Origin of the sequence: Streptomyces sp. RKAG337, assembly GCF_023701715.1 — a bacterium.
GTDB lineage: Bacteria > Actinomycetota > Actinomycetes > Streptomycetales > Streptomycetaceae > Actinacidiphila.
This window is the reverse complement of sequence record NZ_JAJOZA010000001.1, coordinates 101,623-126,605: the sequence shown is the minus strand read 5'-3', so window position 1 is coordinate 126,605 and position 24,983 is coordinate 101,623. Positions and strand designations below refer to the sequence as shown.

At 72.9% G+C, this 24,983-nt stretch carries 21 protein-coding genes and 1 pseudogene; 21 read left to right on the top strand and 1 reads right to left on the bottom strand.

Translation table 11 applies throughout. The annotated features are described in order from the left end of the window. The first annotated feature begins 227 nt into the window (after positions 1–227). The 6 genes from LNW73_RS00620 (at position 228) to LNW73_RS00595 (ending at position 7,603) form a co-directional block, all read left to right on the top strand. Positions 228–1,307 (top strand): rod shape-determining protein, encoded by a 1,080-nt coding sequence (locus LNW73_RS00620; protein ID WP_250988415.1) that lies wholly within the window; start codon positions 228–230, stop codon positions 1,305–1,307. Between the two features lie 67 nt (positions 1,308–1,374). Further along, entirely contained in the window at positions 1,375–2,412 is a 1,038-nt protein-coding gene (locus LNW73_RS00615) for a rod shape-determining protein (RefSeq protein WP_250988414.1), read from the top strand. Positions 2,413–2,560: 148 nt separating this feature from the next. Further along, on the top strand, positions 2,561–3,883 hold the full coding sequence (locus LNW73_RS00610) for a lipase family protein (RefSeq protein ID WP_250988413.1): 1,323 nt from the start codon (positions 2,561–2,563) through the stop codon (positions 3,881–3,883). Between the two features lie 213 nt (positions 3,884–4,096). Beyond that, positions 4,097–4,966, top strand: a complete 870-nt coding sequence (locus LNW73_RS00605; protein WP_250988412.1) for a chitosanase — start codon at positions 4,097–4,099, stop codon at positions 4,964–4,966. 147 nt (positions 4,967–5,113) lie between these two features. Beyond that, positions 5,114–6,349, top strand: coding sequence for a transglycosylase family protein (locus LNW73_RS00600; protein WP_250988411.1), 1,236 nt, complete (start codon positions 5,114–5,116; stop codon positions 6,347–6,349). Between the two features lie 180 nt (positions 6,350–6,529). Then, positions 6,530–7,603 (top strand): rod shape-determining protein, encoded by a 1,074-nt coding sequence (locus LNW73_RS00595; RefSeq protein WP_250988410.1) that lies wholly within the window; start codon positions 6,530–6,532, stop codon positions 7,601–7,603. Between the two features lie 25 nt (positions 7,604–7,628). Here the strand turns inward: LNW73_RS00595 and LNW73_RS00590 are convergent, their stop codons facing one another. Then, entirely contained in the window at positions 7,629–8,255 is a 627-nt protein-coding gene (locus LNW73_RS00590; RefSeq protein ID WP_250988409.1) for a cupin domain-containing protein, read from the bottom strand. Positions 8,256–8,529: 274 nt separating this feature from the next. Between LNW73_RS00590 and LNW73_RS00585 the strand changes: the two genes are divergently transcribed. The 15 genes and pseudogenes from LNW73_RS00585 to LNW73_RS00515 all read left to right on the top strand — a co-directional run bounded on the left by LNW73_RS00585 (position 8,530) and on the right by LNW73_RS00515 (position 24,948). Continuing rightward, positions 8,530–8,994: an RrF2 family transcriptional regulator gene (locus LNW73_RS00585; protein ID WP_250979275.1), complete on the top strand. Its 465-nt coding sequence runs from the start codon at positions 8,530–8,532 to the stop codon at positions 8,992–8,994. After that, complete coding sequence (locus tag LNW73_RS00580; RefSeq protein ID WP_250988408.1) at positions 8,991–9,905, top strand: DsbA family oxidoreductase; 915 nt, start codon at positions 8,991–8,993, stop codon at positions 9,903–9,905. Before LNW73_RS00585 ends, LNW73_RS00580 begins: the two co-directional genes overlap by 4 nt. Before the next feature lie 505 nt (positions 9,906–10,410). Beyond that, positions 10,411–12,000 carry an ABC transporter substrate-binding protein gene (locus LNW73_RS00575; protein WP_250988407.1) on the top strand — a complete coding sequence of 530 codons (1,590 nt, stop codon included), beginning with the start codon at positions 10,411–10,413 and terminating at the stop codon, positions 11,998–12,000. Further along, entirely contained in the window at positions 11,997–13,031 is a 1,035-nt protein-coding gene (locus LNW73_RS00570; protein WP_250988406.1) for an ABC transporter permease, read from the top strand. The genes LNW73_RS00575 and LNW73_RS00570 overlap by 4 nt, the downstream gene beginning before the upstream one ends. Then, complete coding sequence (locus LNW73_RS00565; protein ID WP_250988405.1) at positions 13,028–13,993, top strand: ABC transporter permease; 966 nt, start codon at positions 13,028–13,030, stop codon at positions 13,991–13,993. The genes LNW73_RS00570 and LNW73_RS00565 overlap by 4 nt, the downstream gene beginning before the upstream one ends. Beyond that, complete coding sequence (locus tag LNW73_RS00560; protein WP_250988404.1) at positions 13,971–15,143, top strand: ABC transporter ATP-binding protein; 1,173 nt, start codon at positions 13,971–13,973, stop codon at positions 15,141–15,143. Before LNW73_RS00565 ends, LNW73_RS00560 begins: the two co-directional genes overlap by 23 nt. Next, the gene (locus tag LNW73_RS00555; RefSeq protein WP_250988403.1) at positions 15,140–17,548 is read left to right on the top strand and encodes an ATP-binding cassette domain-containing protein; all 2,409 of its coding nucleotides are present in this window, start codon (positions 15,140–15,142) and stop codon (positions 17,546–17,548) included. Before LNW73_RS00560 ends, LNW73_RS00555 begins: the two co-directional genes overlap by 4 nt. A 5-nt stretch (positions 17,549–17,553) precedes the next feature. After that, positions 17,554–18,720 (top strand): LLM class flavin-dependent oxidoreductase, encoded by a 1,167-nt coding sequence (locus LNW73_RS00550; RefSeq protein WP_250988402.1) that lies wholly within the window; start codon positions 17,554–17,556, stop codon positions 18,718–18,720. 82 nt (positions 18,721–18,802) lie between these two features. Continuing rightward, positions 18,803–19,576, top strand: a complete 774-nt coding sequence (locus LNW73_RS00545; RefSeq protein WP_250988401.1) for a serine aminopeptidase domain-containing protein — start codon at positions 18,803–18,805, stop codon at positions 19,574–19,576. Continuing rightward, positions 19,573–20,091 carry a flavin reductase family protein gene (locus LNW73_RS00540; protein ID WP_250988400.1) on the top strand — a complete coding sequence of 173 codons (519 nt, stop codon included), beginning with the start codon at positions 19,573–19,575 and terminating at the stop codon, positions 20,089–20,091. Before LNW73_RS00545 ends, LNW73_RS00540 begins: the two co-directional genes overlap by 4 nt. Positions 20,092–20,230: 139 nt before the next feature. Then, a complete protein-coding gene (locus tag LNW73_RS00535) occupies positions 20,231–20,689 on the top strand; it encodes a ribosomal maturation YjgA family protein (protein ID WP_250988399.1) in 459 nt (152 codons plus the stop codon). 27 nt (positions 20,690–20,716) lie between these two features. Then, positions 20,717–21,523: pseudogene (locus tag LNW73_RS00530) on the top strand (YndJ family protein); the annotation flags it as partial. Between the two features lie 179 nt (positions 21,524–21,702). Next, positions 21,703–22,287: a DUF1990 family protein gene (locus LNW73_RS00525; protein WP_250988398.1), complete on the top strand. Its 585-nt coding sequence runs from the start codon at positions 21,703–21,705 to the stop codon at positions 22,285–22,287. Between the two features lie 310 nt (positions 22,288–22,597). Further along, positions 22,598–23,893 (top strand): MFS transporter, encoded by a 1,296-nt coding sequence (locus tag LNW73_RS00520; RefSeq protein ID WP_250979288.1) that lies wholly within the window; start codon positions 22,598–22,600, stop codon positions 23,891–23,893. Next, entirely contained in the window at positions 23,890–24,948 is a 1,059-nt protein-coding gene (locus tag LNW73_RS00515) for a 5'/3'-nucleotidase SurE (protein ID WP_250988397.1), read from the top strand. The genes LNW73_RS00520 and LNW73_RS00515 overlap by 4 nt, the downstream gene beginning before the upstream one ends. Positions 24,949–24,983: the final 35 nt, after the last annotated feature.

The window sequence follows — 24,983 nt, the reverse complement described above, 5'->3', positions numbered from 1 at the left end:
CGTCTGCGCGGGGCGAGCCGTCGGCGACGGTGTCGGCGTGCATGCCCGCTACGGACAGCCGGACGCGCCTCCGCCCGCTGTCCGCCCGTGGTGAACGCTTCCGGCGCGCCCGGATCCGAGGTGTCCCCACTCGGCGCATTCCAGCGGGCGATCACCGGGGGCCGCCCTCATGGTGAAGGGAAGGCCGCCGCACGAGCGGCCGGATTCACCGTTCGAGAGGCACCACCGTGACCGACAGCTTGCACGATCTGCGCCGCTGTACCTTGGCGATCGATCTGGGGGCTGCACGGACTCGCGTCTATGCCAAGCGCGCCGGACTGATCGTCGACGAACCGAGTCTGGTGGCCGTCGACATCCGCAACGGGCGCCTTGTCGCGGTAGGCGGCCTGGCCGAGCGCATGGCCGGCCGTACCGCCGAATACGTGCGCGTGGTCCGTCCGTTCTCCGGCGGAACCGTCGTCGATGTGGACATGGGCATCCTGATGCTGCGCCAGCTCCTCGGCGACAAGGCGCGCAGGGCCTGGCTCCGTCAGTCCAAGCCGCGGATAGCGGCCGCCGTCCCGTTCGGCGCCGGACCACAGGCGCGCCGGATCCTGTCCGAGACGCTGACGGAACTCGGCGCCCGGCAGGTGGAACTCGTCTACGCCCCGCTCGCCGCCGCGGTGGGCTCCTCGATCCCGGTCGGACAGCCCGAAGGCAGCATGATCGTGATCTGCGGTGCGTCCGAGACCCAGGTCGCGGTGCTCTCCTTCGGCGGGATCATCGCCGGCGAGGTCCTCCCGGTCGGGGGGAACGCCATGGACGACGCGGTGCTCGAACACCTGCGGATCCACCACGATCTGATACTCCCGCACCAGGGGCTGCTGCCCCTGCACCAGGTGCTGTCCGAAGCGGTGGCGGAGCCGCAGTCGAACACCGAGGTGCACGGCAAGGACGTGTCCAGCGGACTCGCCCGCTCGCTGAACCTGGAGACCGGCGGGGTGCGGGACGCGATGCGCGATCCGCTGTCCGCGCTGGTGAGCGGCATCGGCCGGGTGCTGCGGCGCTGCCCGCCGGACCTGGTGGTCGACATCGCCGACCGCGGCATCATCCTCACCGGCGGCAGCGCCGTGCTGCCCGGCCTCGACACCATGCTGGGTGCCGCGACCGGTATGCCGGTGCACATCACGAAGGACCCCGCGCTCTCCACGGTGCTGGGTCTGGGCATGATGATCGAATCTGCCGAGGCCACCGAACCCGCCGCGGAGGAAGTGGCCGAGATCCGGCCGGAGAGCGCTGTGCGGGCGGCGAGCCAGGAGCTCGCATGACCGCCCGGTCGTACGGGCCGGCCACATCCATGTCTTCCGGGGACCTCCCCGGGGTCGGGAGCGCGTGATGACCCTGGCGCCGGTTCTGGAGCGCTTGCGACGGTGCACCGTCGCCGTGGACCTGGGAGCCGACAGGACCCGGGTCTACCTGCGGGGCCACGGCCTGATCGCCGACGAGCCCAGTGTCGTCGCGTTCGACACCGAACGCGGCGAGGTGGTCGCCATCGGCACCACCGCCGAACAGCTGACCGGCCGTGCGCCGGAGCACGTGCTCGTCATCAAGCCGGTGGCGGGCGGCATGGTGGTCGACGTCGAGATGGCGCGGCGCCTGCTCCGGCACGTGGCCGGGTCGAGACTGCGCCGGGCCCGGCTGCGCACCCCGGTGCTCAGGGCCGCCCTGAGCCTTCCCTACGACGCTCCGCCGGTCGCGCGCCGCACCGCGTTCGAGACGCTGGCGGGGCTCGGACTGCGCCGTGTCGAGCTGGTCGACTCGCTGCTCGCGGCGGCCGTCGGCTGCGGACTGCCCGTGGAGTACCCGGAAGCGGCCATGATCGTGCTGGCGAACGCCGACAGTACGCAGGTGGCGGTGCTCTCCATGGGCACGGTGGTGGCCGCCGAGACCGTCCCGGTGGGAAGCGACACCATCGACCGGGCCGTCGTGGAGTACTTCCGGGGCCACCATGAACTGGCGCCCTCCGTCCAGACCGTGCAGTCGCTGCGCGAGGCCATCGGCGGTACCGCGCCCGCGGCCGAGCCCGGCATCGAGCTGAACGGCCGGGACATCGTCAGCGGCCTGGCCCGCTCGGTGACGGCCGACGCCCAGGCGGCGCGGGACGCCATGCGCGGCCCGCTGCGCCCGATCCTCGACGGGGTCAGCATGGTCCTGCGGCGCTGCCCGCCGGACCTGGTGGTCGACATCGCGGACAGCGGACTCACGCTCGGCGGCTCCATCTCCCGGATGCCGGGTCTGGACTCGCTGCTCCGGTCGGCCACCGGGCTGCGGGTGCAGATCGCGGAACATCCGGACGGGTGTGTGGCGCGGGGGATGGGCGCGATGATGGAGGGCCGGATCCTTCCGGCGCGCCAGAGCGTGGCGGTGAGGTAACCGGTACGCCGGATTCCCCCCGGAGCAGGGGTGTTGCTGGCCCCACCCCCGCCGGGTGTGTGGGGCCATGGAGCGGCAGGGCACGGAACGGAAGGCTGAGGGGAGCAGAAACCCAGTGCTCACCGCACCTTTCACACCAGGAGAAACCATGTCCCGCTCCGCTCGCACCGCCCAAGGCAACCGCACCGCCCAAGGCAACCGCACCGCCCGCGGCAACCGCACCGCCCGCGGCAACCGCACCGCCCGGGCCGCGGCCACCGCGCTCGTCATCGCCCTCGTCGCCGGCGTGCCGGCCGCCGCACTGGCCGCTGACGGCCGCCCCGCGGCGGCCACCTCGGCCGCTCGACACGCGGACGGCCGCGGCACGTTGCTCTCCGCCGTGCCCGTCGCCCTGCTGAACCGTACGCAGACGGACTCCTATGTCGCGAGCCAGGGGTTCGAGGTGCCCGGCGCGCGGTACGCGACCGCCTCGTACCGCATCACGTACCGCACGATCGGCGCCGACGGCCGGCCGACCACCGCCAGCGGCCTCGTCGCCCTGCCGGTGGGAGGTCCCCGCGAGCTGCGGACCGTCTCCTACGAACACGGCACGCGCGCCGAGAAGAAGGGCGTGGCCTCCACGGACCCGGACACCGCGGACCGCGCGGTCGCGGTGATGTTCGCGGGCGCCGGGTTCGCCGCCGTCGCCCCCGACTACCTCGGGCTGGGCACCGGCCCCGGACACCACCCGTACATGGACATCGGCACGGAGACCAGCGCCTCGCTGGACATGCTGCGCGCGGCCCGCACGTTCGCCGCCGGCCACGGCCGGACGCTGGAGCGGCAGGTGCTGGTCACCGGATTCTCCCAGGGCGGGGTGGCCACGATGGGGCTCGGCCGGGCGCTGCAGGGCGGAGCCGACCCGTACTTCAGGCTGCAGGCGCTCGCCCCGGTCAGCGGCCCGTTCGACGCGCGCGGCGCGGAGCTTCCTGCCGCGTTCGACGGCCGGCTCGACCCGGCCATCGCGGCCTACTACCTCGGCTACTTCACGACGTCCTGGAACCGGCTGCACCCGCTCTACGGTTCGACCTCCGAGGCGTTCCTGCCGCCCTACGACCGGACCGTGGAGCAGCTCTTCGACGGCAGCCACAGCGACGCGGAGATCCTCGGGGCACTGCCGGGCGACCCGCGCAAGCTGTTCACCCCGGCCTTCATCGACACACTGCGGCACCCCACGGGGGCCTTCGCCGAGGCGCTGCGCGTCGGGGACTCCACCTGCTCGGACTGGACGCCGCGGGTGCCGGTGCGGATCTTCGCCTCCGGCACCGACCGGGACGTGGCGGTCGCCAACAGCGAGCACTGCCAGGCGCAGCTGCGGGCGAACGGGGTGCACGCGCCCCTCCTCCCCGCAGGCGATGCGGGGCACTTGTCGACGCCGTTCGTGGCCTATCCGCAGATCCTGAGCTGGTTCGAGGAACTGCGCAGGAGCTGAACCGGAGTCGGCCCCGATCGTATTCGGGGCCGATCCGGAGCCGATTTCGGGCCGAACCCGAACGGATCCGGAATTGATCATTGAACTGCCTCTTGGCGTTCCTTCGTTGCGGTGCTTGAATACACCCGCCCGGTTAGGAAAGTTTCCTAACTAAGGCGTGAGTAACCTCCCGAGCCCCGAAGTGGCCGCCCCCCGGCCGGAAGCGGAGAGCACGTGAACGACCACCGCGCAGGACGATCCCGTAAGCGCCTGACCTTTCTCATAGCCACCGGACTGCTGGCAGCCGGCGCCACCCCTCTGGTGATCGCGGCCAACGGCAACGCCGCGACGCCGGTGGCCGCGCACAGCGCCGGTGTCAAGGCCGCGGCGGGCGTCGGTCTCGACGACGCCCACAAGAAGGACATAGCGATGCAGCTGGTCTCCAGCGCCGAGAACTCCTCGCTGGACTGGAAGTCGCAGTACAAGTACATCGAGGACATCGGCGACGGCCGCGGCTACACCGCCGGCATCATCGGCTTCTGTTCCGGCACCGGCGACATGCTGGACCTCGTCCAGCTGTACACGGACCGCAAGCCCGGCAACGCCCTCGCCAAGTACCTCCCCGCGCTGCGCAAGGTCAACGGCACCGAATCGCACTCGGGCCTCGGCTCCGCCTTCGAGAGCGCCTGGAAGACCGCCGCCAAGGACGCCGCGTTCCAGACCGCGCAGAACGACGAGCGCGACCGGGTGTACTTCAACCCGGCCGTCAACCAGGCCAAGGCCGACGGCCTGCGCGCGCTCGGCCAGTTCGCCTACTACGACGCGATCGTGATGCACGGCCCGGGCGACGACAGCACCAGCTTCGGCGGTATCCGCAAGACCGCCATGAAGAAGGCCAAGACCCCCGCCCAGGGCGGAAACGAGACAACGTACCTCAATGCCTTCCTCGACGCCCGCAAGGCCGCGATGAAGACCGAGGAGGCGCACAGCGACACCAGCCGTGTCGACACCGAGCAGCGCGTCTTCCTCCAGAAGGGCAACTTCGACCTCAACCCGCCGCTGAGCTGGAAGGTCTACGGAGACAGCTACAACATCGCCAACTGATCGACGGCGGGGCGGGCCGCACCGGAGGCCATCCGGTGCGGCCCGCCCCAACAGCCGCTCCACGTGCGCCCCTTGTGGTGGCCAAATCGTTGCGTCTACCCTGTGGGGCGCCAGTCCGGCCCCCGGTCGTGGAAGAGGACGAGGTCTATGCCCTTACGTGGTCGTCACCGCCGCTACCGGCCCAGCCGGGTCTCGCAGGCCTCCCTGACCGTCACCGCCGGCGGAGCGGGTCTCGCCCTGCCGCTGATCAGCGTCAGCGGCGCGGCGGCCGCGCCGCTCAGCACCTGGGACAAGGTCGCGCAGTGCGAGAGTACCCAGGACTGGAGCATCAACACCGGTAACGGCTACTACGGCGGGCTGCAGTTCGCGTCGAGCACCTGGAAGGCCTACGGCGGCACCGCGTACGCCTCCCGCGCCGACCTCGCGTCGAAGTCCGAGCAGATCGCCGTCGCGGAGAAGGTGCTGCGCGGCCAGGGACCGGGAGCATGGCCGGTGTGCGGCCCCCGGGCCGGGCTCACCCGCGACAGCGCGGCCCCGCAACAGGCCCCGGCGCACCCGAAGAAGACCACCCCCGTGAAGACACCGGTGAAGGTCTCCACCAAGGCCGCGCCCGCCAAGCCGGCGCCGGCCGCCAAGCCCTCCTCGCCCGCGACGCCCGGCAGGACCACGGCCGACGCGTATGTGGTCGTCAGCGGCGACACGCTGTCCGGTATCGCCGCGGACCATCACACCAAGGGCGGCTGGCCCCAGCTGTACTCCGCCAACCGGCAGGTCGTCGGCGGCGACCCGGACCTGATCCTCCCCGGCCAGCACCTCAGCCTCACCGGTACCAAGGGACCGGTGGCCAGGACCCAGGCGCCCGCCGCGAAGCCGCAGCAGCACGCGAAGGCGGCACCCGCCCAGGCCCCCGCCAAGCCGGTGGCGACCCACAAGGCGGCGCAGAAGCCGGCCCAGAAGCCGGCGCAGTCCGGATCGCAGACCTTCATGGCACCGGTCAGCGGGGTCAGCCCGAGCACCCCGTACCACGCCTCCGGCGCCAGCTGGTCGAGCGGCTACCACACCGGCGTCGACTTCCCGGTCTCCACGGGCACCTCGGTGAAGGCCGTCGGCAACGGGACGGTCGTCTCCGCCGGCTGGGGCGGCGCGTACGGCTACCAGGTCGTCATCCGGCACCCCGACGGCAGGTACAGCCAGTACGGGCACCTGTCGCAACTGTCCGTACGGGCCGGGCAGCCCGTCAACCGCGGTCAGCAGATCGGCCGTTCCGGTTCCACCGGCAACGCCACAGGACCGCATCTGCACTTCGAGATCCGCACCGGGCCCGAGTACGGCTCGGACATCAACCCCCTCACCTACCTGCGGGCACACGGCGTCAGCATCTGACGCCGGCCGGACCGCGGGCACCCGGCGCCGGGCCGTTCGGCACGGCCATCGGCCGCCGGGGCGACGGGATTCACTCTTTCGAGGGACAACACGCAACGGGCACCACCGCGCGCGTGAAGGCGGGCATGCCTTCATGACGACAGGTCAGGCCCGTCCCAGGTATCCCTCCGAGGAGTCACCATGACGCTCCCTCAGCTGCTGAACGTCTTCACCAGCCGGCAGCAGACCGACTCGCCCGTCCCGCACGGGGCCTCCGGCACCCTCGACCTGGTGGTGGACCTGGGAACGGCGACCACCCGGGTGCACAGCAGGAACGGCCCGGTGAGCGAGGGCGCCTCGGTGGTGGCCGTACGCACCGGGACCAACAAGGTGCTGGCCATCGGCGAGGACGCCCGGAAGATGCTCGGCCGCACCCCGCCCGGCATCGTGGCCACCTCCCCGCTGCGCCACGGGGCGATCACCGAGTTCGAGGCGGCGTCGCGGCTGCTGTGGCACGTGCTGGGACGCAGACGGCAGTGGACGGCGTGGGCGCCGCCCCGGGTGATGGTCACGGTCCCGGTCCTGGCCACTTCGGTGGAGCGCCGGGCGCTGCAGGACGCGCTGCACGCGGCCGGCGCCCGGCAGGTGCGGATGCTGCCCAAGCCGATGGCCGCCGCGCTCGGCGCCGGGCTGCCGGTGTGGGACGGCGACGGGTGCATGGTCGTCGATGTGGGGGCGGGCACCACCGACGTGGCCGGGTTCGCCTTCGGCAGCATGGTCGCGTCGTCGTCCACCGCAGCGGCCGGAGACACCTTCGACGAGGTGATCGCCGCGCACCTGGAGAGCCGGCACGGGCTGGCGCTCGGCGTCCGCTGGGCGCAGGGCATCAAGACCGAACTGAGCGGCACCGCCGGCGCCCCGGGCCCGGCCTCGCTGTCGGTGACCGGCCGCGACGGCGAGACCGGGCGGCCCCGTACGGTGCAGGTGGCCAGGGCCGAGCTGACCGAGGTCGTCGCGCCCTACGTCCGGATGATCGCCGAGACGGTCGGCGCGGTACTCGAGCAGAGTCCCGCCAGCGTCGCCGACGACATCGCGCGCCAGGGTCTGGTGCTGACCGGCGGCGGCTCGCTCATGGGCGGCCTGCGCGAACTGCTCGCCGAACTGGTCGGCATGCCGGTCCTCCCGGCGGCCGATCCGATGTCCTCGGCGATCCTCGGTGCCCGCAAGTACCTCACCGAGGCGAAGTTCCTGCCCCAGCAGATGCTCCCGGTCTGATCCGGCGGGCCGTGCGGCCCATGGCTCAAAGCGCCGCTTCGGTGCCCGGGTCGCCCAGGACGTACAGCCCCGGGAGGTTGACGACGACCGCCTCCTGGGTGCTGCGGGCGATCACGACGACGGCCTCCTCGTCGTCGCTCGGGTTCTCCTCGCGGTGCGGGACGAAGGGCGGCACGAAGATGTAGTCGCCGGGGGAGGTGCGCAGCCTGACCTCTTCCCTGACGCCGTTCGACTCGTCCAGGAAGACGAACTCGGGGTGGCCGCTGACGACATGGATCGCCGTCTCGGACGCGCCGTGGTGGTGGTCGGAGGACGCGGTGGCGGGGGCGACGTGCGTCTGCCCCATCCAGATGCGTTCTGAACCGACCGTGCGCCCGCTGATGGCGGCGAAGCGGCGCATGCCGCCGGTCTGCGCGGTGTCGCCGTCGAGGGAGCCGGCGCGGATGTGGTGCAGCCGGGCGTGCAGCGGCAGCGAGCTGTCGGCTCCCGCCGCGGGACCGGGGTCGGGCAGATCCGGGTGGAAGCCGTCGAGCGCGGTGGCCGACGCGGATCCGGAGCCGGTTTCCGGGCCGGTTTCCGTCGTCCGTTCCGTGGTCCGTTCCGGCGTGCGTGCCGGATCCGGCTGCGGAGGGTGGTGCGCGTGCGAGGTCATCGTGGTTCCTGCCCGGGGTTCGACAGCTCGGATGCGGACGGCGCCGCGCGGTCGGGCCGCCGTCCAGGAATGCGGGCGCGGCGGCCGGCGTTGCCGACATTCCACGAGGCGGCAGCGGTGGGCGAACGGCGGGGCCCGGCGGCCCTGGCCCCCGACCGTAGAGAGCGGGTTGAATGGATGTCAAGATGTGTCCATTAGCGCCGGCCTGGCGGTACGCCGTTTGCCGGGGCCCCTTGCCGCTCAGGGACGCACCCTCACGAGGAAGACGGTACCCATGCACATCTCGGCCAAGACGGACTACGCGGTGCGGGCGCTCGTGGAGCTCGCCGCCGATGGCGGGAGGCCGCTGACCTGTGAGGGCATCGCCTCCTCGCAGGAGATTCCGTTCCGTTTCCTGAAGTCCGTCTTCGGCGATCTGCGCCGGGCGGGACTGGTCCGCAGCCAGCGCGGCTGCGAGGGCGGTTACTGGCTCGGCCGTGACGCCGGGCTGATCACCCTGGCCGAGGTGATGGTCGCGGTCGACGGCGACTTCATGACCCTGCGCGGCGAGCGCCTGGACGCACTGGACTATCCGGGCGCGGCCCGGCAGCTGCCCTCGGTGTGGCGCGCGGTCCAGGCGGCGGCGGAGGACCTGCTCGGGCGGATCACCGTCGCCGAGCTGCTGGACGGGGGAGCGGCGGCCGGGCCGGGGCCGGTGGACCTGTTCGCGCCGCGCGCGGGTGCGGTGGCACCGGCGTGACGCGGGGCACCGGAACGACCCTGGAGATCGTGGAGTTCACCGATCCGGCCTGCCCCTGGGCCTGGGGTTCGGAACCCACGTTCCGCAGGCTGCGGCACGCGCTGAGCGGCGCGGAGGAGGCCGGGCACGTCTCCTGGCGCCGGGTCTGCGGAATCCTCTTCGACGAGGGCGACGACCCCGCTCCCGACCCCGAGGCGGAGGCGCGCTGGTACCGGGAGTTCGTCGCGGGGATCGCCGAGCACACCGCCGCGCCGTTCGCGCACCGGCTGGAGCGCGTGGCCGTCAGCAGCTGGCCGGCGTCGCTCGCGGCGAAGTCCGCCGAGGCGCAGGGCGCACTGGTCGCGGAGCGGGTGCTGCGACGGCTGCGCGAGTCCACGTTCGTCGTCGGGACGCCCGCGGACAGCGAACGCGGTGTGCGGGAGACCGTCACCGGGGTGCCCGAACTCGATCCGGAGCGGCTGCTGCGGGACATGCGGGATCCGGCCACCCTACTGGCGGTGCGCCGCGACTGGCGGGAGACCCGCGCCCCGGCGCGCTGTGTGCTGGAGACCGACGGGCCGGGACCGCACGGCGGCCGGGCGAAGTTCGTCAACGGCCGGCACCGCTACGCCCTGCCGACCCTGCGGCTGACCGGACCCGGCGGCACCGTCCATGTGCCCGGCTGGCGGCCCTACGAGGAGTACGCGGACGCGGTCCTGCGGGCCGCGCCCGGGATCACGCTGTCCGCGGACCTGATGCCCGCGGACGAGGCGCTGGAGCGCTACCGCACCCTGACCGAGGCGGAACTGCGCCTGCTCACCGGGGATGGCCGGGCGCCCGGGGGCGCGGTGCGGATCGTGACGGGGAACGGGCCGCTGTGGCTGCACCCGGACGAGGCGCGTACCCACCCGGCGGTGTCGGGGGTGGCGTGATCTGCCTGGTTGGCGAGATCTCGGCCCATGAGACACCAGAAGGTGTCCATTGACAGCGCGTTGGACCCGCCGCCAGTATGTGCGCATGAACCCGACGCACCCCGGTGTGGTGTGCCGATACGTGGACTACCGGCGTACCTCCAGCGCACTCTGTCGCTGACCCCGCCCTCTCCACCCGGCCCCCAGCCCCGGCGAAGCCCGACCGGCATCTGACCCGCTGACGCGGGCCGGCCGCCCACCGGTCGCACGGACGGCCGTCCGTGCGAGTCCTGTGGCGTCCCCGTTCCCCTGTTGACGGCGCCGCCGCTGCCGCCTGCTCCAGGCCCCTCCTCGTCGCCGTACCGCTGCACGTGCACCCGCGCATTCGTCCGCCGATTCCGCACGTTCCGCACACCCTCACTCCGAATCCTTCCGCGCCCTCGGTACCCGACGAGGCGCCGTACGGCCCTGCCCCCATGCCCCCGCCCGGCATGTCCGGCACGGCCGAGAAAGGTGGCGCACGCCCATGCAGATCTTCCGCACCCCCTCCACCACCGCAGACGCCGACCGGCCCGGCACGCTCCCCGCGGGCCTCGGCAGACGTTCGTTCCTCGGGCTCGCCCTCGGCGCGGGCGCCGTCCTCACCCTGGCCGCCTGCGGCTCGGACGCCACCCCGGCCACCGCCGGCGGCACCGGTGGAACCCTCAAGTGGGGCTGGGCGCTGCCCACTTCATGGGACCCGGTGACGTCCTCGGCGGGCTGGGACGTGCACGTCCTGTCGCTGGTCTACGCCGGACTCACCAAGGAGAACGAGAAGGGCGACCCCGTTCCCGCCCTCGCCGAGTCCTGGAAGTACAACGCCGACGGCACCTCGGTCACCTTCACACTGCGCAAGGGGACGACGTTCAGCGACGGCACCCCGCTCGACGCCACCGCCGTCAAGAAGAGCATCGAACGCGGCCGGGACAACCCGAAGTCACTCATCGCCGCACAGCTGGCGAACATCAAGACGGTCACCGCACCCGACGCCGGCACCGTCACCATCAGCCTCGCGCGGCCCGACTTCCAACTCCCGGCCCTGTTCGCGGGCAAGACCGGCATGGTGGTCAACCCGAAGGCCTTCGAGGCCGGAGCCGACGCCGCCGCACTCGCCACCAAGCCGGCCGGCGCCGGACCGTTCACCCTGACCTCGTACGTGCAGAACTCCCGCGCCGTACTGCGCCGCAACCCGACCTACTGGGACGCCGCCCGGATCAAGACCGAGAACTTCGAGGTCTATCCGCTGCCCGAACCCTCCACCGTCGTGGCGGCCCTGCAGTCGGGGCAGTACAACGTCGCGCAGATCCCCGGCAGTCAGGTCGAGGCGGCGAAGGCCGCCGGGCTCCAGGTGCAGGTGATTCCGTCGCTGGTGGTGGCGACACTCGACGTCAACATCAAGAAGGCGCCCTTCACCGACCCGGATGTCGCGCTGGCGCTGAAGTACGCCATCGACCGGCAGGAACTCCTGAAGGCGACCGCGTTCGGTCACGGGGAGGTCAGCTACCAGCCCTTCCCGAAGGGCTACGTCGGCCACAACGACGAACTGGACGACCTCTACCCGTACAACCCGCAGAAGGCCAGGGAGCTGCTCGCGAAGGCGGGGCACGCCGACAGCGTCGAACTCACCATCACGACCTCGGCCGCGCAGGGTGTGCCCGAACTCGTCCAGGCGCAGCTGAAGAAGGTCGGCATCACCGCGAAGATCGAGGTGATACCGGCGGCCCAGGCCACCCAGATCATCTACATCCAGCACTCGCGGGCGCTGTTCACCGACCAGTTCGCCGGACGTGACTCCGCCGTGCAGGCCTTCCAGGTGCTCTTCGGCGAGCAGGGGCTGATGAACCCGGGCCGCACCGTCGACCCCGAACTCACCGCGGCGCTCGACGTCGTACGGCGCACGCCGCTGGAGTCCCCGGACTATCCCGGGCTGCTGCAGAAGGCCACCTCGATCGCCGTCCGGTCGATGCCCAACGTCTTCCTCTACACCGTTCCGCGCATCCTGGCCCGCAGCCCGAAGGTCTCCGAGATCCCCGCCTTCACCGTGGTGCAGCGCTTCGAGGGGGTCACCGCGTCATGAGCGCCTCAGCGCCTGCCTTCCGGGCATCGCTGCCGCGGCTCGCGCGCCGGGCCGCCGCGGCCCCGCGGCCGCTCGGCCGGCTGCTGGCCGTCAGCGGCACCGTCTTCCTGCTCTCCTCGTTCCTCACCTTCGGCCTGGGCGCGCTGTCCGGCGCCAACCCGGCGGCCGCCGTCCTGGGGGAGACGGCGACCCCCGCCGACATCAGCCGCATGCAGCACCAGTTCGGTCTCGACCGCCCGCTGATCGTCCAGTACTTCAGCTGGCTGGGCCATGCGCTCACCGGTGACCTGGGGCGCTCCTGGTTCACCACCCTCCCGGTGTCCGACAGCATCGGTCAGGCGCTGCCGGTGGACCTGTCGATCGCCGGACTCGCCCTGCTGATCGCGGTGCTGCTCGGCGGCGCCGCCGGAATCACCGCCGCGCTGCACGCCGGCGGCCGGATCGACCGCTGGGTCACCCTGGTCTGCTCGGTCCTGGGCACGCTGCCCGCGTTCGTGGTGGCGATCGCCCTGATCGTCGTGTTCTCCGTCCAACTGGGCGCCCTGCCCAGCGGCGGCTACGTCGCCTTCTCCGCCGACCCGGCCGGCTGGCTGCGGTACGCGATCCTGCCCGCCTTCGCGCTGAGCGTCGACGCCGCCGCGTCCATCGCCCGCCAGCTGCGGACCTCACTCGTCGGCGCACTCGACGAGAACTACGTGACCGGCGCGGTGATGCGCGGATTCTCCGCACGGCGGGTGCTGTTCGGGCACGTACTGCGCAACGCGGCGGGACCGGCGCTCACCGTCCTGGGGATGAGCGTGCCGGTGATCCTCGGCGGCGCGGTGGTCACCGAGCGGATCTTCAATCTGCCGGGGATCGCACAACTCTCCCTGCAGTCCGCCCAGCAGCACGACATCCCCGTCATCCAGGGCACCCTGCTCGTCACCGTCACCGTCGTGCTCATCGCCAACGTCGCGGTGAACGCGGCACTGACCGCCCTCAACCCGGCGGCCCGGCGGGCCGCACCGGCTGTCGAAGGGAACGGATCATGAGGTCACTGCGCCGGGCGTGGCGGCTGCGTGCGGCGCGCCTGGCCCTGCTCGTGCTGGCCGGTGTCGCCGTGCTGGCCGTCGCGGGCGGGGCGCTGAGCCCCTACGACCCGCTGGCCCAGGACACCGCGAACATGCTGCACGGTCCCGGCGCCGCGCACTGGCTCGGCACCGACTACCTGGGGCGCGACGTGCTGAGCCGGCTGCTGTCGGGCACCGGCCTGTCGGTGGCGGGGGCGCTGGAGGCGGTCGCCGCCGCGATGGCGCTCGGCATCCTGCCCGGCCTGGCGTCGGTCTGGCTCGGCCGCGGGGTCGAGTGGACCGCGCTGCGGGCGGTCGACGCCCTGATGACGCTGCCGTTCACGGTCTTCGCCATCGCGGTGGTCGGGGCGCTCGGCAACGGGATGCACCAGGCGATGCTGGCGCTGGGCGTGCTGTTCGCCCCGCTGTTCTTCCGGGTCACCCGGGCCGCCGCACTCGGCCTGAAGCAGGCCCAGTACGTCGAGGCGGCCGAACTCGTGGGCGCCTCCCCCTGGTGGATCCTGCGCGTCCACATCTGGGGCAAGATCCTGCCGACGGTCGCCGTCACCACCGCCCAGGCCGTCGGCCAGGCCCTCCTCGTCGTCGCCTCCCTCACCTTCCTCGGCCTCGGGGTCCAGCCGCCCGCCCCGACCTGGGGCGGCATGCTCGCCGCCGACCTGGGCTTCCTCGCCCAGCAGCCCTGGGCCCCGCTGCTCCCCGCCGCGGTGATCATGATCACCGTCGGTGCGCTCAACGTGCTCGCCGACGCGATCCGCGACAGCGGCGCCGCCACCGAGCCGCCGCGGGACGTACCGGCCGCCGCACCCGCCGCACCCGCCGGACCCACCGGCCGGGACGAGCCGGTGCCGGACCTCCGCACCGCCGTTCAGGAGCCCCGCACCAGCAGGAAGGAGCAGGCCGATGCCGCAGTCCCCGTCGCCTGAGCGCGTCACCGAACGAGGCACCGCGAGCGCTGTCGAGCGCGGCGCGACGGCGCTGTCCGTCGAGGGGCTCACCGTCACGGTCGGCGGCGGACGTTCGCGGGCCGTCCGCGAGGTGTCCTTCTCCGTGGCGCGCGGCGAATCCGTCGGGCTGGTGGGGGAGTCCGGCAGCGGCAAGAGCCTCACCTGCCGCTCCGTGCTGGGCGTGCTGCCGCCCGGCTGCGAGGTCGCCGGAGGACGGGTCGTCCTCACCGGGACCGCGGCCGACGGCTCCGCCGAAGGCGCTGGAGGCACCGAAGGAGGCATCGAACTCACCGCGCTGACCCGCCGTCAGTGGGACGGCGTCCGCGGCAGCCGCCTCGGAGCGGTCTTCCAGGACCCGGCGTCCTACCTCAACCCGTCCCTCACCGTCGGCCGCCAGCTCGCCGAACAACTGCGGGTCACCCTGCGGCTGTCCCGCGCCGCCGCGCACGCCCGGGCCGTCGAGCTCCTCACCGACGTCGGGCTGCACCACCCCGAGGACGTCTACCACCAGTACCCGCACGAACTCTCCGGCGGCATGCTGCAACGCGTCCTCATCGCCATCGCGATCTCCTGCGACCCCGAACTGCTCATCGCGGACGAGGCCACCACCGCACTCGACGTCGTGGTCCAGGCGGAGATCCTGGAACTCCTGCACCGGCTGCGCACCGAGCACGGACTCGCCCTGCTGCTGGTCACCCACGACCTCGCCGTCGTCGCCGAGGTCTGCGACCGGATTCTGGTGATGTACGCGGGCGAGATCGTCGAGGACGGACCCACCGCGGACGTGCTCGCCGCACCCTCGCACCCGTACACGGAGGCGCTGCTGCGCGTCGCCTCGCTCGGCACCTGGGGACGCCGCGAACTGGACGTCATCCCCGGCCGCCCGCCCGAGGCCGGCGCGGAACTGCCCGGCTGCCGCTTCGCCGACCGCTGCGCCTACGCCACCGCCGCCTGCACCGCGGCACCCGTTCCCCTGCACACCGCGGGCGACGGCCATCGGTCCCGCTGCCTGCGCGTGGCCGAGGCGGGGTCCGGATCCGGGTCAGGGTCAGGGTCCGGAGCTGGGTCCGGGTCCGGATCCGCTGAGACGTCGCGGGCCGCGGCGTACAAGGAAGGAGCCACCGTATGAGCACCGCCACGGACAGCGCCCCCGCCGTCGCACCCGGCACCACTGCCGCGCCGCTGCTCGACATCCGCGGGCTGAGCGTGTCGTACGGCCGCCGCGGCGCCAACACCCGTGTCCTGAACGGCGTCGACCTCGCGGCCCGGTCCGGCGAGATCCTCGGCATCATCGGTGAGACCGGCTCCGGGAAGACCACACTGGCCCGTGCCACCGTCGGCCTGGTGCGGCCCGAGGCCGGCCGGATCGGCTTCGACGGCCAGGACCTCGCGGCCCTGCGCGGCGGCGCGCTGCGCGCCTTCCGCCGCACCGGGCAGGTCCAGTTCACCTTCCAGGACTCGCTGCGCTCGCTCGACCCGGAGCTGACCGTCGACCGCATCGTCGGGGAACCGCTCGCGGTGGCCGGCATCCCGCGCGACCGGCGCGCCGCCCGTGTGGCGGAGGCCCTGAGCCGCGTCGGGCTCGACCCCGCCGCCCTGGGACCACGCACCCCCGGCCAGCTCTCCGGCGGTCAGCGGCAGCGGGTCTGCGTCGCGCGCGCCATCGTCACCCGTCCGCGGCTGCTCATCACCGACGAACCGGTCAGCGCGCTGGACGCCTCCAACCGCAACCTCGTCCTGCACCTGCTGGACCGGCTGCGCCGGGAACTCGACCTCGCGGTCATCGTCATCTCGCACGACCTCAGCTCACTCGCCGGGATCGCCGACCGGGTCGCGGTCCTCTACCGGGGCCAACTCGTCGAACAGGGGCCGATCAGCGAGGTGCTGGAGGACCCGCGCCACCCGTACACGGCGCTGCTCACCGCGTCCGCCCCAGCGTCCGGCGTGAACACCGGCTGCTGCCGGCGCAGTTGCGCGCCACCGGCGACCGGGAGCGCTGGCCGGACGGTGTGGGCTGCGCGTTCGCGCCGCGCTGCCGCTTCGCCGGACCGGAGTGCCGTGAACGGCCCGCCACCGTCCGGTCCGACGGGCCCGGCACCGCCCTGTCCGACGACCTCGGCACCGCCCTGTCCGACGACTTCGGCACCGTCGACTCCGACGGGCCCGGGGCGCGCTCGGTCGCCTGCCATCACGCCACGACCTGGCGCAGCGAGCTCGTCTGATCCCGTCCCACGTCGCCTCCCGCCTCCCCATCCGCCGTATGTCCACCACCCGCCCCGACCGGAAGGAGACACCGTGCCCACCACCGCCGCACCGACCGCCCTGCCGCCCCTGGACCTCGACCGGCTTCCCGGCATCCGCGCCCGGCTCGCCCTGCGGGCCGCCGAACACGACCGGGACGCCTCCTTCCCCACCGAAGGCTTCGCGCTCGCCCATGGTGCGGGCCTGCTCACCGCCACCGTGGCCACCCGGCACGGCGGCCCCGGCGCGGGACTGGCCGACACCGTACGTATCCTGCGCGCGCTGGGCGGCGGCGATCCGGCCGTCGCCCTGGTCACCGCCATGACGCTGTTCACCCACGCCGCCGAGGCGCGCTCCGCGAACTGGCCCCGGGCCGGGTACGCGGAGCTGCTGGCCGAGGCCGCCGCCGCTCCGGCCCTCGTCAACGCGCTGCGGGTCGAGCCGGAACTGGGAAGCCCGGTGCGCGGCGGACTGCCCGCCACCACCGCCCGCCGGGACGGGGACGACTGGCTGCTCACCGGACACAAGATCTACTCCACGGGGGCGGTGGGGCTCAGCCGGCTGCTGGTCTGGGCGCGCACCGACGAGGACCCGGTACGCGTCGGCTCCTTCATCGTCCGCGCGGGAAGCCCCGGCCTGACCGTCGAGCGCACCTGGAACCACCTCGGGCTGCGCGCCAGCCGCAGTGACGACGTGCTCCTCGACTCCGTCCGCGTCCCGCTCGGCGACGTCGTCGTGCTCGCGGAACCGGGGCCCGCCGCCCCGGACCCGGTGGCCGGCGCCTGGGGCGCGCTCGGACTCACCGCCCTCTACCTCGGCGTCGCCGGAGCCGCCCGCGACTGGCTCACCGGCTTCCTCCATGAACGGGTGCCCACCGCGCTCGGCGCGCCGCTGGCGACCCTGCCGCGCTTCCAGAGCGCGGTCGGCGAGATCGAAGCCGCTCTCGTCGGGGCCGACACGCTGGTCGACGCGCTCGCCGCGCGGATCGACACGGGCGACACCGAAGCCGTCGGACAGGCGGGGATCGCCAAACTCCTCGGCGTCCGCGCCGCGATCACCGCGGTGGAACAGGCCGTCGCCCTGATCGGCAATCACGGCCTCACCCTCGACAACCCCCTGCAACGTCATCTCCGCGACGTCCTCTGCGGCCGGGTGCACACCCCGCAGGACGACTCGGTCCTGCTGGCCGCCGGCCGGACCGCACTCGCCCGCCACCGCCCGGAACCCGGACCCTCCGACTCCCCCTCATCCTCCGCAGCTTCCGCACCCTCCGCCGCACCGAAAGGCAACTGATCCCCATGTCCGTCGAATTCATCGGCATGATCGGCACCCAGGACGTCTCCGAGACCCGGCCCGCCCACGGCCCGGCCATCGACACGGACTACACCGTCCGCTTCGCCCGCGCCCACGAGGACGCGGGGTTCGACCGCATCCTCATCGGCTACAGCTCCGGCAGCCCCGACGGTGTTCAGGTCGCCGCGCACGTCGCCGCCCGCACCGACCGCCTCGGCCTGCTCATCGCGCACCGCCCGGGCTTCATCGCGCCGACCCTGGCGGCCCGCAGCTTCGCGACGCTGGACCACTTCTCCGGCGGCCGGGTCGCCGTCCACACCATCACCGGCGGACACGACACCGAGCAGCGCCGCGACGGCGACTACCTGGGCAAGGAGGACCGCTACGCGCGCACCGACGAATATCTCGGGATCCTGCGCCGCGCCTGGACCTCCGGCGAGGCCTTCAGCCACGAGGGCGAGCACTACCGGTTCGAGGACTACCGCAGCGACGTCCTGCCGGTCCGCGCCTCCGGCATTCCGCTGTTCTTCGGGGGTTCCTCCGAAGCTGCGTACCGGGTGGGCGGCCGGCACGCCGACACGTTCGCGCTGTGGGGCGAGCCGCTGGCCGAGACCGCCGAGCAGATCGCGTCCGTCCGGGCGGCGGCCGTCGAGGCGGGCCGCACCGACATCCCCGGCATCAGCGTCTCGTTCCGTCCGATCCTCGGCCCGACCGAGGAACTCGCCTGGGACCGCGCGCACCGCATCCTCGACACCATCAAGGGCGGCAACGGCGGCTCGTTCGTGGGCAAGCTCCGGCGCTTCACCGGCGACGAGGGACCGCAGAACGTCGGCTCCCAGCGGCTGCTGGCGGCCGCCGCCAAGGCGGACCGCCACGACCGGGCGCTGTGGACGGCTCCGGCCAAGGCCACCGGCGCGGGCGGCAACTCCACCGCTCTGGTCGGCACCCCCGAGACCGTCGCGCAGGCCCTGCTCGACTACATCGACATCGGCGTCACGACCATCCTCATCCGCGGCTACGACCCGCTCGACGACGCCATCGACTACGGACGCCACCTCATCCCGCTGGTCCGCCAGGAACTCGCCCGCCGCGAGGCCGCCAACGACTCGGCCGACACCGTTCCGGCCGGTACGGAGCCGGCCGCGCTCGCGACCGCGGGCAGCGCGCGATGACCGACGTCCTGACCACCACCGCGACCTCGGTCACGCACAGCTGGCACCCACCGGGGGCGTCACCACCCGCGGCACCCTCCTGGTGCTGCCCGGACGCGGCGAACACGGCGGCGTCTACGAACGCTTCGGCCGCCGTCTCGCGGCCGACGGGTACGCCGTCCACACGACGGGCCCTGGTCTGGAGGACACACCGGACGGCGTCGGCGGGGCGCTGCTGGACGCGGCGGGGCCCGATCCCGTCGCTCCGCTGGTCCTGGTCGGCGCGGACACCGGGGCGCTGCTGGCGCTGCGGGCCGCCGGGGACCCGCGGCTGCCGGTGGACGGACTGGTCCTCGCGGGAATCGCCTCCGCCGAACCGGCCGTGGCCGTCCCCGGCCGGACCGCCGAGCCCGCCGTGTCCGGCATCGTGTCCAGCGGGGACTCCGCCGGTTACCGGCCCGGCGACGGGCCCGGCTGGCAGGACGAACTCGGTGCCCGTACCGCCTGCCCGGTGCACCGCCAGCGCCTCTGCTCGGACCCGGAGTTCGTCAGGGGAGCGCTGTCCGCGCCTGTCGGCGCGGAGCTGCTCGAACCGACGTCGCTGACGGCGCGCGCACTCCCCGCGCTCGTCCTGCACGGCGACGCCGACCCGCTCACCCCCGCCGACGAGGCGAGGCGGCGGGCCGAGGGGTTCCCGCGGGCGGTCGTCGGGATCGTCCACGGGGGACTGCACGACGTACTGAACGACGCGTCGCACCGCACCGTGGCCGCAGCCGTCGTCCAGTGGCTCGAACGCCTGCGCGGGGGAGCGGAGTTGAGCCCCGTTCTCACCGTCGAGACCGACCCGCACCACGTCCTCGGAAGGATCCCGGAATGACCGTCACCACTGAACGCGCGGTCCCGTCCGCCCCCACCGCCGGCGCGGCCGACGCCGCCGCGCTGTTGCGCCGCACGCTGCGGCGGCATGCCGCGGGAGTCACGGTGATCACCGTCCCCGGTCCCGCCGGATTCACCGCGACGTCCTTCACCTCGGTCTCGCTGGATCCGGCACTGGTCACCTTCTACCTCGGCCTCACCGCCTCCACCGCCCGCGCCGTTCAGGAGGCCGGACACTTCGCGGTACATGTGCTCGGCCCGGGGAACGTCGCGCTGGCGCAGCAGTTCGCCCGCAGCGGCACGGACCGGTTCGCGGGGGTCCCCTGGACGCAGTCCCCCCAAGGGGTCCCGATCCTCGGCGGTGTTCCGGCCTGGCTCACCGCGCGGGTGACGCTGCGGCAGCGGATCGGCGACCATCTGCAGGTCGTCGGCGAGGTCGAGACCTGCGGCGGCCCGGCCACCGGCCCCGGGCTGGTGCACCACGACGGGGTCTTCGGGACGACCGCGTCGTTGTAGCCGACCCGGGCCCCCGTCGCTCGGGCGCGCGACATCGGGGGCCCGGTCCGGCGCCGACCCGATCCCGGTCCGGCGGCGCCGGGCCCGCGGGGCGGCGGTCCGCCGCCCGCCGCCCCTCACGCCGCATAAGGTCTCCGGCATGAACGACTCCTGGAGACGCGGCGGACCACTGTCGACCCGGCTGCTCGCGGCCGGCGCCGCCGTTCTCACGGTCGCGGTGGCCCTGGGCATCAGGGCGGGCGCCACGGGTGCCACGGGCGCGTCGGGCGTGTCGGGTGCGGTCGGCAAGTACGCCGGAGACGCGCTGTACACCGTGCTGCTCCACGCACTGGTCGTCCTCGCCGTGCCCCGGGTGAGGCCGCTGGTGGCCGCCGCGGTCGCGCTCGGCGTCAGCTGGGCCGTCGAGTTCTCGCAGCTCAGCACGGTGCCCGGCGAACTGTCCGCGCGCAGCACGCTCGCGCGGCTTGTCCTCGGCTCCACCTTCAACGCGCCCGACCTGTTCTGGTACGCCGTCGGAGCGGTGTCGGGGTGGTTCGTCCATGCCATGTTGAACGCGTTCAGTTCGCGGCGTACAGTCGGCGTCGTACGGGAGAATTGAACGCGTTCAATGTAGGGGTGGGGCGCCGTGACGGCTCTGGTGAACCTGATCGTCATGCTGGGCATGCTCGTCGTGGTCCCGTGCGGACTCACGCTGATCCACGGGCCGGGCATCACCACGGTCCGTACGTTCTGGCTGATCGGCGCCGTGCCGGGGAGTGTGGCGCTGTGGCTGCCGCGCGGCGGTCCGGCGACCGGGCTCGCCGCCGTCTACGCGGCCGCCACCGTGGTCCTCGCTGTCACCGCCCCGCTGCGGCTGGCCCGCACCCGGTCGCTCGCACCCCGTGAGATCGCGGTCCTCACCGCGCTCGTGACCCCGTCGGTGGCGGGACTGGCGCTGGTCGCCGAGCGCTCGGGCCACCGGCTCCTCGGCTTCGATCTGAAGATCCTCGAGCTCACCGTGCCGCACTTCCACTTCGCCGGCTTCACCGCCGCTCTGATGGCCGGGCTGGTCTGCCGCGCCACCCCGGACCGGACCACGGGCCGGCTCGCCGCGCTGAGCGTGCCGGTGGGAACGCTGCTCGTCCTGGCCGGCTACTTCATCGACGACTGGGCGGAGCTCGCCGGAGCGGTCGTCCTCACCACCGGCATGTGGCTCGTTGGCCTTCTCACCTGGCGCGAGATCCGCACCGGCGCCCCCGACCGGCTCACCCGCGGTCTGCTCGGCACGTCGGCGGCCGTCCTCCTGGTGACGATGCTGCTCGCGCTGAGCTGGGCCCTGGGAGAGGCCACCGGCATTCCGCACCCCACGCTGACCTGGATGGCGGCGACCCACGGCCTCGGCAACGCCCTCGGCTTCGCGCTGTGCTCGGTGCTCGCCTGGCGCCGCCTGCGCCGGCCGGAAGAACAGCCGGACGAGCAGCGGGACGAATGGCGGGACGAACTGCCGGCCGAGCGGACGGCCGGCAAGCCGGACGTCCGGCGGGAACCCGGTGGACGACCGGAGCCGGACGACGGGCCGGAACCGGCCCGCGGCGGTGCCGTGCGGTGCGTTCCGACGGCGGGTACCCCCGCATGACGCGGAACCCCGGGCGGAAGCCCGTCGCGAACGCCGGTCCCGGCCGGGACCCGGTCCCGAACTATCCCGAGTTCGGCGCCACTCGGCACGAGGAACTGCCCGACGGATACCACCACCTGCGTCACCAGGTCGTGATCGGACGGGGCCGGGACGTCTTCGAGAGGGCGGGCGCCGCCGTCACCAGCTGGCGGATGCACCGCGCGGCCGGTGTCCGGATCCGGGCCGGTGCGCTGCGCGCGGAGCCCGGGATCGCGGTGGAATGCGCGATCGGCGTCGGGCCGTTCCGGGTCGCCGCTCCCTGCCGCGTGGTGTGGACCGCTTACGAGGCCCAGCGGATCGGCTTCGCCTACGGAACGCTGACCGGGCATCCGGAGTGCGGTGAGGAGTCCTTCGTCGTGGAGCTCCTTGCCGACGACTCCGTACGGTTCAGCGTCACCGCGTTCAGCCGTCCGGGCCGCTGGTACACCCGCCTGGCCGGGCCGCTCATACCGCCCTGCCAGCGTCTCTACGCCCGCCACTGCGGCCGGACCCTGCGGCGGCTGGCCGCCGCGCCGCCGGAGGGCACGGCTCCGATCGGGTAGCCCGAACCCTGGAAGGGGCCCGGACGGGAGCCGGGGACAGCGGGGCCGGGAACGGGCGCTGTCGCAATGATGTGTTCACTTCTTGAACACACAGTCGTGCATCACGGATCCATTGCTTCGTGAACCGACCTCTTACATTGCTGACACGTGTCATCTACGCTCACCGACAACGCCCCCGCCGCGGCTTCCGGAGCCGGTCGGTTCGACTACTGGCGCGCGTTCTCCTCGCTCTGCCCCCGTTCCGCTGTCTCTTCCGTTGAAGGGTCCACCGATGAGCACACTGCTTCCCGAAGAAGGGTCTTCGGTCCTCATGACCGGAGGTCCAGACGAGGTCATGCGCCCCGTCAACCGCTACCGCCTGGGCCCGCTGTACGTCACGCTGCCGCTCGCGAACGTCGCCCTGTACCTGCTGTGGCTGGGCGTGGGCAGCTTCCTGCTGCCGATCCAGGTCGCGCAGATCACCGGCACGAACGACACGGGGGCGCTGTCCACGGCGAGCACCACGGGCGCCATCCTGGCGACCGTCGGCAACCCGATATTCGGCCAGCTCTCGGACCGCACCCGATCGCGCTTCGGCCGCCGCGCCCCGTGGATCCTGCTCTGCGCGGGGATGGGCGCGCTGGCGCTGATCGGCCAGGCGCACGCGAACTCGATCGCCATGCTCGGACTGAGCTGGGGCGTCGTGCAGTTCATCATGAACGGTTACCAGGCGGCGCTCACCGCCTGTATGCCGGACCGGGTCCCGCAGTCCAAGTACGGCACGTTCTCCGCCCTCGTCGGACTCGGCGTGCCGCTCGGCACCATCGTCGCGGCGCTGGTCATCGGCGGTGTGCCGGGCAGCAAGTTCGGACTCGACGGGGTCATCGGCGGCTTCGGCGGCCGGTTCGCGGGGGAGAAGGGCTACTACCTGATCGCGGCCTGTGTCGTCGTGGCCGCGCTGATCTTCACCGTCGTGTCGCCCGACGCCTCCGCCCGGGACCTCCCGCGGCAGAAGTTCGACCTGCGGGCGTTCCTGTCCAACTTCTGGGTCAACCCGAAGGAACACCCCGACTTCATCTGGGCCTTCCTTTCCCGGCTGGGGGTCATGCTCGGCTACTTCGTCGTCCTGACCTACAACATGTACCTGCTGGCCGACTACATCAAGATCCCGCCGCAGGACCTGCTCCCGACGGTCGGGTTCCTGATGATCGTCAACGCGGTCTGCACGATCGCCGCGGTGGTGCTGATCGGGCCGCTCGTCGACCGCGTCGGCCGGATGAAGCCGTTCGTGCTGGCCTCCGGCATCGGGGCGGCGCTGGCGCTGACCATTCCGATGATCTCGCCGACCGAGGGCGGCATGGTCGCCTACAACGTCGCGGGCGGCGTCGCCTTCGGCGTCTACATGGCCGTCGACATGGCCCTGATCACCAAGGTCCTGCCGGCCACCGCGGACGCGGGCAAGGACATGGGCCTGATCAACATCGCCAACGCCGGCCCGCAGATCCTCGCCCCGACCGTCGCCGGCTGGATCGTCAGCGCCGCCGGGTACGAGGCGCTGTTCCCGGTGGCCGCCGTCGTCTCCCTCGCGGGAGCCGTCCTCGTGCTGCGCGTGCGGGGTGTGCGATGAGACTCCGTGACCACCGCGGCACCGTCACGACGCTGCTCGCCGCCGGAACGCTCGTCCTGCCGCTGAGCGGCAGCGCGAACGCCGGAACCGGCGACCACCACGACAGCAGGCCGCTCGCCGGGATGCGGATCCTGATGAGCAACGACGACTCCATGCAGATGGCCCGCCCCAACGCCTCCGACGGCAAGGGCCTCTACGAGGTGCGCCGCGCGCTGTGCTCCGCCGGAGCCGACGTCGTCGTCATGGCCCCCTGGGCCAACCAGAGCGGCGCCGGTACGGGCGCCGCCGGCAGCGGCGCGCTCACCGTGCAGCGGCGTACGGTCCTGCCCGCTGCATACGGCCAGGACTGCGCGGGCGCGCCCGCCGCCGGCGCCGTCTTCGGGGTGTGCAAGGGCGCCACCGCCTGCGACGCCACCAGCGTCGGCGCCACCCCGGTCGACACCGTCCGGCTCGCGCTGAACGGCGGCCTCGCCGCCAAGGCGGGCTGGACGAAGGCTCCCGACCTCGTGGTCACGGGCAGCAACTTCGGTCCCAACGTCGCCTCGGTGGTGAACGATTCCGGCACCGTCAGCGCCGCTCTCGCCGCGATCGAGGAGGGCACGCCCGCCGTCGCCCTCAACAGCTCCTACGACCCGACGGTCACCACCTCCCTGGAGGTAGCCGACCGCACCTACCGGCAGACGGCCGATTTCGGTGCCGCCTTCATCGCCTCCCTCCGCCATCGCGGGCTGCTGACCACCGACTTCGTCGTCAACGTCAACTACCCGTACCTCGCCGAGGGACAGCGGCCCCGGAGCACCGTCTGGTCGTCGGTGGGCAGCCAGAAGCTGATCCAGCCCAGCTACGCCCAGACCGCCCCGAACGGCGACACGTTCACCGTCGGCGGCGCCCTCTGCGCCGCCGACAACCCCAAGTGCCGTCCCGAGACCAAGCGCGACGCCGACTACCGGCTGCTGCAGCAGGGCGACGTCACCGTCACCCCCATCACTCCTGACCGGACGTTCGAGGGCCGCGAGGCCGGGCGGCTCGAACACTTCGTCAGGACCGGCCGCTGACCTGACCTCAGCGGCCGGACGAGGACACCGGCCCC